General features: G+C 67.4%; 11 protein-coding genes and 1 tRNA gene. 6 read left to right on the forward strand and 6 right to left on the reverse strand.

Annotated features, from left to right (window positions below; genetic code table 11):
• Positions 1-3: 3 nt before the first annotated feature.
• A complete protein-coding gene (locus tag ACIA8L_RS00500; RefSeq protein WP_395898899.1) occupies positions 4-636 on the reverse strand; it encodes an IclR family transcriptional regulator in 633 nt (210 codons plus the stop codon).
• A 40-nt stretch (positions 637-676) separates the two neighbouring features.
• Here ACIA8L_RS00500 and cysS point away from each other — a divergent pair, with 40 nt between their 5' ends.
• The 3 genes from cysS to ACIA8L_RS00515 are packed head-to-tail and all read left to right on the forward strand — an operon-like array spanning position 677 to position 5,819.
• Positions 677-2,083 carry a cysteine--tRNA ligase gene (gene cysS, locus ACIA8L_RS00505; RefSeq protein WP_395898901.1) on the forward strand — a complete coding sequence of 469 codons (1,407 nt, stop codon included), beginning with the start codon at positions 677-679 and terminating at the stop codon, positions 2,081-2,083.
• Between the two features lie 5 nt (positions 2,084-2,088).
• Positions 2,089-3,180 (forward strand): 23S rRNA (guanosine(2251)-2'-O)-methyltransferase RlmB, encoded by a 1,092-nt coding sequence (rlmB, locus tag ACIA8L_RS00510; RefSeq protein ID WP_395898902.1) that lies wholly within the window; start codon positions 2,089-2,091, stop codon positions 3,178-3,180.
• 29 nt (positions 3,181-3,209) lie between these two features.
• Positions 3,210-5,819 carry an Hsp70 family protein gene (locus ACIA8L_RS00515; RefSeq protein WP_395898904.1) on the forward strand — a complete coding sequence of 870 codons (2,610 nt, stop codon included), beginning with the start codon at positions 3,210-3,212 and terminating at the stop codon, positions 5,817-5,819.
• A 64-nt stretch (positions 5,820-5,883) separates the two neighbouring features.
• Here the strand turns inward: ACIA8L_RS00515 and ACIA8L_RS00520 are convergent, their stop codons facing one another.
• Entirely contained in the window at positions 5,884-6,975 is a 1,092-nt protein-coding gene (locus tag ACIA8L_RS00520) for an ABC transporter ATP-binding protein (RefSeq protein ID WP_395898905.1), read from the reverse strand.
• Between the two features lie 218 nt (positions 6,976-7,193).
• Between ACIA8L_RS00520 and ACIA8L_RS00525 the strand changes: the two genes are divergently transcribed.
• A tRNA-Thr gene (locus tag ACIA8L_RS00525) sits at positions 7,194-7,266 on the forward strand.
• Between the two features lie 113 nt (positions 7,267-7,379).
• Positions 7,380-8,315, forward strand: a complete 936-nt coding sequence (locus tag ACIA8L_RS00530) for an HNH endonuclease (RefSeq protein ID WP_395898907.1) — start codon at positions 7,380-7,382, stop codon at positions 8,313-8,315.
• 127 nt (positions 8,316-8,442) lie between these two features.
• Here the strand turns inward: ACIA8L_RS00530 and ACIA8L_RS00535 are convergent, their stop codons facing one another.
• Positions 8,443-9,234, reverse strand: coding sequence for a hypothetical protein (locus tag ACIA8L_RS00535; protein ID WP_395898909.1), 792 nt, complete (start codon positions 9,232-9,234; stop codon positions 8,443-8,445).
• Positions 9,225-10,223, reverse strand: a complete 999-nt coding sequence (locus ACIA8L_RS00540) for a hypothetical protein (protein WP_395898911.1) — start codon at positions 10,221-10,223, stop codon at positions 9,225-9,227. Before ACIA8L_RS00540 ends, ACIA8L_RS00535 begins: the two co-directional genes overlap by 10 nt.
• A 101-nt stretch (positions 10,224-10,324) precedes the next feature.
• On the opposite strand from ACIA8L_RS00540, the gene ACIA8L_RS00545 reads away from it, so the two are divergent.
• Entirely contained in the window at positions 10,325-10,504 is a 180-nt protein-coding gene (locus tag ACIA8L_RS00545; protein WP_395898913.1) for a hypothetical protein, read from the forward strand.
• Between the two features lie 147 nt (positions 10,505-10,651).
• Here ACIA8L_RS00545 and ACIA8L_RS00550 read toward each other — a convergent pair whose 3' ends face one another.
• Together ACIA8L_RS00550 and ACIA8L_RS00555 are read right to left on the reverse strand one after the other, a co-directional pair.
• Positions 10,652-11,068 carry a hypothetical protein gene (locus ACIA8L_RS00550; RefSeq protein ID WP_395898914.1) on the reverse strand — a complete coding sequence of 139 codons (417 nt, stop codon included), beginning with the start codon at positions 11,066-11,068 and terminating at the stop codon, positions 10,652-10,654.
• Between the two features lie 234 nt (positions 11,069-11,302).
• Positions 11,303-11,782 carry a hypothetical protein gene (locus ACIA8L_RS00555; protein ID WP_395898916.1) on the reverse strand — a complete coding sequence of 160 codons (480 nt, stop codon included), beginning with the start codon at positions 11,780-11,782 and terminating at the stop codon, positions 11,303-11,305.
• Between the last annotated feature and the right edge of the window lie 330 nt (positions 11,783-12,112).

Genomic DNA, 12,112 nt, shown 5'->3' on the forward strand with positions numbered 1-12,112 from the left:
TGATCAGGACAGGGCGCGCGCGATCGCACTCGCCGCCGTGGTCACCTCGGCGGGAATGGCGGTGGCGTCGAGTTCCGACAAGGCAATCACGCCGACGCTCGCTTCGAGGCCTTCCACGCCGGGAATCGCGGCGGCAACACCGTGAGCGCCCGGCTGCAGTTCACCTGTGGTCGTCACCGCGCTGAAATCGCCGCGGCGGCCGGCCAGAATCGCCTTACCGGCGGCGCCCTGCTCCAACGGGTGACGTGACCCAGTCCGATACGCCACGTGGAACTGCGTCCACGAGGGCTCGACAACGGCCAGTGCATATGCCTCACCGCCGTCCGCAATGGTGAGATGAGCGGTAGCGCCAACGGTTTCGGCCAGGCGGCGCAATGCGGGAAGGGCGGCGTCGGCCACCAAAGGCTGAGCCCGGCGAGCGAGATGCAGTAATCCGGCGCCCAAGCGGAGGCGGCCCGCGCGGTCGCGGCGGACCATGCCGTGCTCGGTCAGCGTGGCGACCAGGCGGTAGACGACGGCGCGGCCCACGCCCAAGGCGGTCGCGGCCTCGGTCATCGTCAGGCCGGCCGGGGTGTCGGCGACCAAGTGGAGGAGGCGTAACCCGCGGTCCAGGGTCTGCGCCGTCTCGGTTGCCACCGTCACAGGTTATAGGCCGGTCTCCGTTACCCTTGACCGCGTGACCCTGCGCCTGTATGACACCGCCAGCCGATCGGTCCGGGACTTTGTCCCGTTGACGCCCGGGCAGGTCGGCATCTACCTGTGTGGGCTCACGGTGCAGGCGGGGCCGCACATCGGGCATCTTCGGTCCGGTGTGAACTATGACGTGCTACGGCGATGGTTCCTCAAGTCCGGCTATTCGGTGACATTCATCCGCAATATCACCGACATCGACGACAAAGTCATCGCCAAGGCGACCGAGGCCGGCGTGCCGTTCTGGGCGATCGCCTACGCCAACGAGCGGCTGCTTTCCTCGACCTACCTCCGTCTGGGAGTACTGCCGCCGACCTATGAACCGCGGGCGACCGGGCACATTCCGGAGATGCACGAGCTGATCAAGCAGTTGATCGCGGACGGGCACGCCTACGAGGCGATCGACGGCAGTGGCGACGTGTATTTCGACGTTCGGTCGTATGCCGATTACGGTGCGCTTTCCGGGCAGCGGCCCGATGCCATGGAGGCGGCGGCGGACGGGCCGGCCCGGGCCAAGCGGGACCCGCTCGACTTCGCGCTCTGGAAAGGGCAGAAGGCCGATGAGCCGGCCGACGCCAACTGGCCCTCGCCGTGGGGGCCCGGTCGGCCCGGGTGGCACATTGAGTGCTCGGCCATGTGCTGGCGATACCTCGGGACCGAGTTCGACATTCACGGTGGCGGGCTCGATCTGCAGTTCCCCCACCACGAGAACGAGATCGCGCAGTCGAAGGCGGCCGGGCACGGGTTCGCGCGGTTCTGGGTGCATCACGCACTGCTGAACCTGGGCGACAAGAAAATGTCCAAATCCCTCGGCAACGTCGTGTCGCTCGAGTCGCTGGTGGATTCGGGGGTACGGCCGGTCGAAGTCCGGTACTACCTGCTCTCGCCGCATTACCGGTCCGTCATCGACTTCACCCCCGAAGCGTTGGCGGAGTCGGCAGTCGCCTACCGGCGGCTGGAGAATTTTGTGCTCCGGGCCGCGGAACAGTTCGGCGAGGGCGAGGTCGGAGAGATTCCGGCCGAGTTCGCCGAGGCCATGGACGACGATCTGAACACCTCCCGGGCCCTGGCCGTCGTGCACGACGCGGTGCGCGACGCCAATGCGGCTCTGACATCGGCCGATGAAAATGCGGTGCAGACGGCGCTGGCGGCAGTACGAGCGATGCTTGATGTCCTTGGCATTGATCCCCTGCACCCGCAGTGGCGGTCGACCGACAGCGGTGATTTGACGAAAGTCGTAGACTCACTGGTCGCACTCGCGCTGGAGCAGCGCGCCGCGGCCCGCACACGCAAGGACTGGGCCGCCGCGGACGCGGTCCGCGACCAGCTCAAGACGGCCGGCGTCGTGGTGGAAGACACCGCGGCCGGTCCACGATGGACGTTGGAGCACTGAGACTCATGCCAGGAAACTCCGAACGCCGCGGCAAGCGCGTCGTTTCGAAGAAGGGCGCCGCGAAAGGCTCCGGTGGCAAAAACCGGCAGTCCCTCGCTGGGCGCGGCCGCACGCTGCCGGCGGACGAGCGTCCGTGGCACAAGGGGTATTCGGGGGACGAACCACTGCCCTCGAAGACCGCATGGAAGCAGGACAAGGAGCGGCGCGCGGCGGCTTCCGAAGGCCGCGCACCAAAGATCGGCCAGCCGGGGACGAAGCGGACCGCCGGCAAGGGGCCGTTCGGCACGTCGAAGAAGGCCGTGGCCACGTCGCGCAATCCGCGCGTCTCGCCCGGCCGCAAGTCGGTGCAGCCCAAGGACGGCCCGGAGCTGCTGGTCGGCCGCAACCCGGTCGTCGAGGCCCTACGTACGCAGGTCCCCGCGACTGCGCTCTACGTCGCACTAGGTATCGACATGGACGAGCGCGTGAAGGAGGCCGTGCGCACGGCCGCCGAGCGGGGCGTCGCGATCCTGGAGATCACCCGCAACGAGCTCGACCGCATGACCGGCGGTGTTCTGCACCAGGGCATCGGCCTGCAGGTCCCGCCATATGCGTACGAGTCGTTCGACGACCTCGTGGCGGCCGCCCGGGAGTCCACGGCGCCGCTGCTCATCGCGCTGGACGGGATCACCGACCCGCGCAACCTCGGTGCGATCATCCGCTCCGCGGCCGCGTTCGGCGCGCAGGGCGTCTTCCTCACCGAGCGCCGCTCGGCCGCGATCACCGCGACCGCCTGGCGCACCAGCGCCGGTGCGGCCGCCCGGGTCAAGGTTTCGCAGGTCACTAACCTGACGCGGGCGCTGAAGCGGTGCCAGGAGGAGGGCTTCATCGTCGCCGGCCTCGACGCCGACGGTGCGACGTCGCTCTACGATCTTGAGGCCGCGAGCGGTCCGCTGGTCGTGGTTGTCGGCTCCGAGGGCCGCGGTCTGTCCCGTCTAGTTGGTCAGACCTGCGACCTACGCGTAGGCATACCTATGGTCTCCGACGTCGAGTCGCTGAACGCATCGGTCGCCGCCGCCGTTACGTTGGCCGAAGTCAGCCGTCGTCGCCGACTGTAGATCTTTACCCACGCACCTAATATGGGCCGGTGACTCAGCCTCAGCAGGGCTTCGCCATCGGGGTCGACCTTGGCACGTCCAACACCGTCGCGGTGATCCGCCACCCTGACGGCCGCACGCGCCCGCTGCTCGTCGACGGCGCACCGATCATGCCTTCCGGTGTGTACGTCGACGAGCACGGCCGCATCCACGTGGGCCGGGACGCGCAGCGGATGGCCGGCCTCGACCCGTCCCGCTTCGAGCCCAACCCGAAGCGGCGCATCGACGAGCCGACCGTCCTGCTGGGCGACCGCGAGATCAACACTGTCGACCTCCTCGCGGCGATCCTGGCCTCCGTCGCCCGGGCCGCCGTCGAGGCGGTCGGCTTCCTGCCGCCGGCGATCCTGACGTACCCCGCGGCCTGGGGAAACCGCCGCCGCGACACCCTGGCCGAGGCCGCCCGCCGGGCCGGCTGGCCCCCGGTCCGCCTGACTCCGGAGCCGGTCGCCGCGGCCCGCTACTTCGCCGACGTCCTGCGCCGCCCGGTTGCGGTCGGATCGTCACTCGCCGTGTTCGACTTCGGCGGCGGCACCCTCGACATCGCGATTGTGCGCAACGAGAACGGCCGATTCGCGGTCATCGGCTCCGGCGGCCTCGAGGACCTCGGCGGCCTGGACGTCGACGCGGCGATCGTCGAGCACCTCGGCAACGTGATCGCCCATACGGCACCGGCCGCGTGGGCCGCGTTACAAAACCCGCAGTCGACTACGCAGCGTCGCGATCGGCGGCTGTTCTGGGACGACATTCGCGGCGCCAAGGAAATGCTGTCGCGGTCCACCAATGCGCCGATCACCGTGCCGGGGCAGGACCAGGCGCTGCATCTCACCCGCGAAGAATTGGAGCGGGTCACCGATCCGCTCATTCGGCGGGCGGTGTGGGAGACCGGGAAGGTCATTCACAGCGCCGGCCTGCGGCCGGATCAGCTCGCGGGGTTGTTCCTCGTCGGCGGTTCGTCGCGACTGCCACTGGCCGCGCGGCTTCTGCATGCTGAATTGGGGATTGCGCCGACGGTACTGGAACAGCCCGAGCTTCCCGTCGCTGAGGGCGCAATAGCCGAGTTGGTACCGGTTGCAGCTGGCTACCAGACCGAAAGCGTTCCCGTTTCTTCGGCTCCCGTCTCAGCTCCTCCGCCGTTCTCGGCGCCCCCGGCCGCGCCCGTTTCTCCGGTCGCTCCGGTTTCGGCCGGCTTCGGCGGCGCTCCGGTTTCGGCCCCGCCAACGGCACCTTTCGCCGGCCCTCCGCCGGTCGCTCCCATGCCTCGTCCTCCGGCTCCTCGAGGCCGGACCGGGCTGCTGGTCGGTGCGGTCGCGGCCGTTGTCGTGCTCGCGTTGGTGGCGGCCGGCGGCTACTGGTTCTTCGTCCGCGACAAAATCAACTCCGTCGATTTCAAGACGGTTTCCGCGGCCGGATCGCTGCCGCTGGCCGACAAAATCAGCTATCCGGTGACGGCGACGCTGGGCTCGCGAACCTACGCGCTGTACATCACCGACAAGAACCAGGTGCACCTGGTGGCGTACGACCTGGACGACAAGAAGAAGGCCTGGCAGTACGACATCACCGACGACAACTACAACTGGGACGTGTATCCGAACCCGGGCGGCGTCATGCTCATCGGCGGCAGCGGCACGAACCCGATCCTCATCCTGGTCGGCACCGACGGCAAGGAAAAGCAGAAGCAGCCGTACAGCAGCAGCGACAACGTGTACTTCCTCGGTGACGTGTGGATCCAGCACTCGGCGAAGACGAAGAAGACCAACGCCTACAACTGGAACGGGAAGTACCAATGGACGCTTGACGACAACGAGCAGGGCACAACCGTCCTCGGCCCCGTCGTCTCCGGCGATCAGAAAGGCCCGTCCGACCTCTCCGGTGCCCCGACCAACCGGGAACTGAAGTCGCGCACCCAGTTCGTCACCATCGAAGACGGCAAAATCAACCTGCGCAACGCGTCGAAGAACATCGTGCGCTCGTGGAACACCACCGGGGACAGCTACACGAAGTACGCCATGTACGACGATCGGCTCTTCGCCTGGGGGAGCAGTTCGAAGTACACCCTCAAGGCTTATGACCTGAGCAAAGAGGGCGAGCCCGAGCAGCTCTACAGCGCGCCCGACGAGAAGCGCACCATCCAGGACCTCGCGGTCTGCGGCGCCGACCGCCTGTGCGTGCTCGATTCGACCTCCAGCTCGGCCGGCGACACCACGCTGCGGGCTATCTCGGTTTCGGAGAAGAAGCAGCTGTGGCAGCAGGATGCGAAAGGCACGGCTTCACTGGTACCGGTCGGGAAGGCAATTCTGGCCACGACGTTGAAGGGCAGCACAGGCTCGTCGCGCCTGTTCGATGAGGACGGCAAGCAGCTGCTGAAGCCGGAGGATCAGGCCGGCTTCGGGGTGCGGGTGACGAATGGCAGCCTGCTGTTCTTCGCCAAAGCCCCCGGCGCCTACGACGAGGACGTGACACTCGTCGGTGTCACCGCTTCCTCGGGCGATCGGGTCGCGCTCGGCACGCTGCCGAATGTCGCGGGGCAGAGCTGCTCGTGGAACGCTTCGAAGATTGCCTGTGTCGGCGGTGGGAAGCTGCAGGTCTGGTCGTTCGCATAAAGTTTGGGGGCGGCCGATTGGCCGCCCCCATTCCTGGTCTCTTTTGGTGCTTGGTGCTTGGGCGTTAGATCCGGCGACCGGTGGCCGAGTTGAACGCGTGGTGGGTGTTCGCGTGCGGGCGAACGTGCACGATCTCGGTCAGGCGCGGCGTGCGACGCGGGTCGGCGCGAACGACGAACCGCTCGTCCTGGCCCTCGAGCGCGACGGTGCCGTGCACGTAGGCGTCCGAGCCGAGCTCCTCAACGAGGTCGACGGTGATCGGGATGCCACCGTCGTTCGGCCCGACCAGGTCCGTGTCCTCGGGCCGGAACCCGACGGTGACGCGCCCGTTGGCCCCGTCCGACTGCGCCGCGGCGATCTGCTCGCGGGACAGCGGGAGGATGACGTCGCCGAAGCGGCCACCCTGGTCGGTCAGCGGCACGGTCTTGATGTTCATGGCCGGCGAGCCCATGAAGCCGGCGACGAACACGTTGGCCGGCCGGTCGTACAGCGCCCGCGGCGAGTCGACCTGCTGCAGCACACCGTCGAGCAGCACGGCGACCCGGTGGCCCATGGTCATGGCCTCGACCTGGTCGTGCGTGACGTAGACGGTGGTAATGCCGAGCTTGGCCTGCAGCGTGGCGATCTGCGAACGGGTCTGCACACGGAGCTTCGCGTCGAGGTTCGACAGCGGCTCATCCATGAGGAAGACCTGCGGCTCACGAACGATGGCCCGGCCCATGGCGACACGCTGCCGCTGACCACCGGAGAGCGCCTTCGGCTTACGCCCGAGGTAGTCCTCGAGCTGCAGCATCGCGGCCGCTTCCTTCACGCGCCGGTCAATCTCGGTCTTCGGCGTCTTACGCAGCTTGAGCGCGAACGCCATGTTCTCGTAGACCGTCATGTGCGGGTACAGCGCGTAGTTCTGGAACACCATCGCGATGTCCCGAGCCTTCGGCGGCAGATGCGTAACGTTACGCTCGTTGATCAGAATGTCACCGGAGTCAACATCCTCGAGCCCCGCCAGCATGCGGAGCGAGGTCGACTTGCCACAACCCGAAGGCCCGACGAGCACGAGGAACTCCCCGTCGCCGATCTCAAGGTCAAGCTGGTCAACCGCCGGGCGAGGCGTGCCCGGGTAGATCCGGGACGCTTTCGCGTACGTGACCGTAGCCATAGGAGTAGCCACCTTCCACCGGCAGGAACGTGCCGGACGATCCGAGTAGAAGTTCCCTCCGTCCCGCCACGATGCAGGACACGGAGTGTTGCTCACCTTAAGCGCTGAACTACCCGTTGCCAAGGTCAGCGCCGCCCTTGGTCCCACTTTGACCGAGTTCGTCCCCCGGTATGTGCCGCGCGAGGTCCGGGGGTGACCAAGTACGATCGTGGGTCTAGGCCGACGTGGCGCAATTGGTAGCGCACCCGACTTGTAATCGGAAGGTTGCGGGTTCAAGTCCCGCCGTCGGCTCTCTCGATCAGCCTCTGACCTGTTCGTTTCGGTTTGTGGGGTTGTTGTCCGCCGAATGCGCCGCGCTCTTTCGGTGCTCGATGAGCTGGATTCATGCGGCAGACTGTGTGGTCGTGAAGGCCTATGTCGGGGTGACAGACGGCAACTGGTACCAGTTCCTGGCCGACCGGCCGCAACTGCTGGAGGTCAACTTCTGGCGGCCGGCGAGCGCGCAGGGCTTTCGCGCGCTCCAGATCGGGGAGCCGTTCTTCTTCAAGTCCCACCATCCGCACAACCGCGTCGTCGGCGGTGGCTTCTTCAGTGGGTTCGCGCGTCTGCCGATCTCGGAGGCCTGGGAGCTACTGGGGGAGGGCAACGGTGCAGCCAGTGAGCACCAAATGCGTGAGGCGATCGGCCGCTACCGGAACGAGCCGATCTCGCCGCGTGACGATCCGGTCATCGGGTGCGTCTTCATCCGGGATACGCGTTTCTTCGCGCCTGAGCTGGTTGCCGCGCCGCCGCCGGACTTCGCCTCGAACATCGTGCAGGGCAAAGGTTATGACTTGGCCGAGCACGCCTACGCGGGCTACTTTCTCGACCTCTTCCACCGGCTGACCGGAGCTGAAGTCGAGATCGACCTCGGCGCGCCGTGGCACCGTGCCGGTCCCGTGTACGGCGACCCGCGGCTGCAGCCCCAGCGCCTCGGCCAGCAGGCCTTCAAAGGTGTGGTGCTCGATGCCTACCGGCATCGTTGCGCGATCACGGGCGCGAAGATCCGCCCCGTACTACAGGCGGCGCACATCCTGCCGTTGCCGAACGGCGGCGAGCACCGGCTCGACAACGGCCTGCTGCTGCGCTCCGATGTCCACATCATGTTCGACCGCGGTTATCTCAGCGTCGACCCGTCATACCGGCTATTGGTCAGTCCCCGGCTCCGCGAGGATTTTGGCAACGGCGAGGAGTTCTACTCCCGAAGCGGGCAGCTGATTGCGCTACCGGAGCGAAGGCCCGATCGGCCGCACCGGGAGTTCCTGGAATGGCACGCCGACACGGTGTTCCAAGCGGCCTGACCACGCACTCACCGTCGTCCTGCGCAGGCAGGCGCCGATGAGCGGACACCAGGCAGATCCCGTCGGCCAGATCCCGCTGACTCACCGTCGAGCGCTCGCTGCTTGCCTTTGCACGAAGGTCAAGTCGTCAGCCGAGTCGCGTGACTAGGGCCGCGATGAGCGTTGCGAGGCGCGCCGTGGGCACCGCGAGGGTTGAGCTACGCCGGCTGTGCCGGGCCAGTGCATGCAGGTGTACCGCAGCGTCACGTCGCGAACCCCGCATGGACGGCGTGTTCAGACTCCAACCGCCGATCGCATCAGGCGGGTAGCGGTCGACGATCTCCAGAAGCCGGTAGATGTCCTCGACGTCCCGGGCCTGCAGGCGCGAACCGTAGGCGAGCGCCTTGATCACGAGCGCGATTTCCACTGTGGGCACGCGGACGGTGAACTCCAGCGTGCCGCCGTCCAGCATCCGTGCCGCCGCGTCGATCGTGATCGGGTCGGCGGCCAGGGCGGGGGCGAGGCCGGGCGCCGCGTCGAACGCGCGGCCGCCGTGTTGCTGGGGCTGGAAGCGCCCGTCGAGGGACGGTACGAGCAGGTCGACCGTGAGCTCGGGGACGGGCCCGCCGGCCACGGCGAGGTCCGGAACCGGCCGCGTGTAGCTGTTGCCGCTGCTGGCGGTGTACCCGTGCTCGAGGAGGCGCTGGTGGATGACGCCGGAGCCGGCCAGTTCGGTGGTGATGGCGGCGTCGGCATCGCGGGTGCGGCGGGCCTCGATCCCTGGGACTGGAAAGGCGGTCAGCAGCAGCGATGCCATCTGGCCGCCGATGACCCGCACGTTCTGGTCGGCGGTGATCTGAGTGATATCCGCGAGAGACCGTATCGACAGCTCGTCGGCGTACGCGGTGGCGATGAGTTCGACGTGCCGCCTTATCTCCACAGTCGCTCCCGCAGCGCCCGCTCCCGTAGCTGGTCGACCGCTGTATCGACGTCGCCGCCCGGCGACCGGCTGAGGTCCCATGCCGCGATCAACGGATCGGTGTACCGTCGCCGCTTTCCATCGCTGAGCGCCGGCAGTTCGCGGGACATGGTCAGCACGGTCGGATCGCGAGGCGTACGCAGCTCGACCGTCACATCCGCCGGCCGTACGACAGCGAAACCGTGCTCTTCCAGCGCAAGCTGGTCGGCGACGTAGGCGACGATGCGACTGGGACGTCGCCATGGGGCATACAGGTCGGCGGCGAAGTCGCCGGACACGGCCAGCATGGCGTCGCTGCGGTCCCGGGCGACGTGTTCGATGCGCTCGAGCTGGGCTGCGAGGTCACCGGTCGCCGCCCAGTACGTCGTCAAGCCACGCGGTCCTGGATAGTTCGCCATGAATTGGTCCCAGCATGCCGCCCGGTCTAAGACCCGCCAGCCGTTCGAGGTACGGGTAGCAAGGTCGTCGGGCAGCGGCAGTTGCTTGCCGACCGCGACATGCGACACGCCAAGCCGGCGCGCGATCTCCGACTGCGACAGTGGCTCGTCCGGACTCAGCGCGAGCAGCCGGAGCATGGCGAGCCGGGTCCAGCTCGTGCGACCTGAATGCGCCGGGCCGACCGGCCGTTGCTCACCGGCTCGGTACGTCTGGCCCTGGAAGGAGACGACCGCCTCATCCACCGCCGCGTAGGCGACGCGGTGATCCCGCTCGGCGGCGATTCTTAAGGCCCGCCCCGCTCGCGGTACTACGAAGAGCAGCCCAGCAAAGTTCGGCCGGAGCGCCGTCACGGCACGATCGATCGCGTGCGGGCTCGGCGAATGCCGGAGCAGCATGACCTGGCGGCGTGACCACCGTCCATCGCCGCCGCTGATCTCGACCTCCGCGCTCCCCGTGACGCGTCGCTCCAGGCCGGCGTCGAGCAACAGCTCGACGCCCTCTACGGTCTCCACCGGTTGAATGTAACCTACCTAGAGATTTTCTAGGTAGGTTACAAGCCAGGATCCTCGGGTACAGCGAGCGCGTCATACACGGCCACGGGCCAGGGGCACAGGTGGACGAGCTCGGCGGCCAGCGGCTCGGCGGCCAGCTGTTCAGGCTGGCTCCGCGCCGGTTTGACGCCGTGCTGGACACAGTTCGAGTTCCAGACGTCGTCTTCGACGACGTCGAGTTGATCGCGCAGAATGTGGCTCGACAGTATCGGGCCGTACGTGCTGCGATCGACCGGATGTGAGATCCGGGTGCGCAGGATTCGGCCGTCCGGTAGGGGAAGGTCGGAGGTCACGTGATGCGTACCGGTGCGGCCCCGTGCTGTTCGAACGGCTCCCAGCCCTCCACCTCGCAGAATTGTTGTGGTCCTGCCGTGTCGCTAGCGGTCGGTTCATCGCGCGTAACCGGTCAGCCAGTCGCGGAGCTGTTCGTCGCTGCTGAGCGCTACCACCTGCACCAGGGCCCAGTTGTTGCGGTGGTTCGGCGCGTCCAGCAGTCGCTCCTGCCAATCGTCGGCGTACTCGCGCAGCGCCATGAGGAGCTCGTCGACGGCTTCTTCGAACCCAGTACCGTCGGCCGCGACAGGTACACCGGGCAGCATGATTGACCATCCGCCGTCCTCCGCCACGGCCTGTGGCGCGGGCAGCGTGGCCATCAGGCTGACGCGCAATCGGTCGGCATCGACGACCGCAGCGCGACCGGTCTCTCGCTGCACGGTGGCGACGCGGCCCCGGCGCGCCGCATCGAGCAGCTCTTTGAAGTGGGCGCGAGCGCTCGTGTAGCTGTCGAAGTGCGCGGCGATCGACATCGGGACCTCCTGAAGGTTCGCTTTCAGCTTCGCCCGTAGACCAAGTACGTCAAGTACTCCACGTACTTATGGGTATGCGACGAACCGCTGGCAGTCCGCCTCGCGCAGCCGCCGTCTGCTGTACCAGCCCGCGCCGACCGCAGGCACAGTGACCACGATGAAAGTCCGGCTATTTCCTTCTCGGCAAGGCGTGGAACTCGGCACTGCCGAAGCTCGTCGGTGCCTGGAAGAACGTCAGCTGCGCATAGCCTTGTCCGTGTCCCGTTCGCCGACCTTCCGGGCGGGGCTGCCGGCCCAAATCTCCCACGCCGGAATCGAGCGGGTGATGACCGTGTTGGCCCCGACGACCGCGCCCCGGCCGATTCGGACTTCATCTCGGCCAGCGACCACGGTCGCGTTCGCGCAGAGGATCGCCTCGTCTTCGACGATCGGAGCAGACCAGTCAGGGTCGGCGGCACGCCACATGTCGGCCCGTCCAACCGTCACTCCCTGAAAGAGCGTTACGTTCTGGCCGATCCTGGCTTTGGAGTGCACAACAACGCCGATGCCGCTGTGTGGCAGCACCAGCCCACGGGCGGTGAGTGCTGACGGGGCGATGTCGGTGCCGCGCAGCATCAACGCTACGGCGATGAGACGGCCGGCAACCGGTAGCTGCTGGGCGTATACGAGCCGGACCAAGAGTCGGTCAACGGACGTCTGATGGGCATGCCACATGGCTGGCGACCGTAGGCCACGCATCCGTTCCTCCGGGCGCCAACCGGTCGGACGGGTACCTTCGTCGTTTCATCTGGCCCGTTGGGGCGACCCTGAGATGCCCACGAACGCGGCGCACCGAGCGCTACGAGTTCCTTGCCGCAACCGGGAGCGACCTGGTGGCCGTCATCAACGAATTGCCCGACCGTGGCCAGGTGGAGCTCCCCGAACCTGGCCGACCGCCGCCAGAACGTCGTCACGCTCACCACCATCAGCTCCTGACGCTCGACGCCTCTTAACCGCTGGCGAGCAGGAGATGACTTTCCCCGTTGACGCCCACCGAACACACCC

Source organism: Dactylosporangium sp. NPDC051541 (genome assembly GCF_044454505.1).
Taxonomy (GTDB): Bacteria; Actinomycetota; Actinomycetes; order Mycobacteriales; family Micromonosporaceae; genus Dactylosporangium.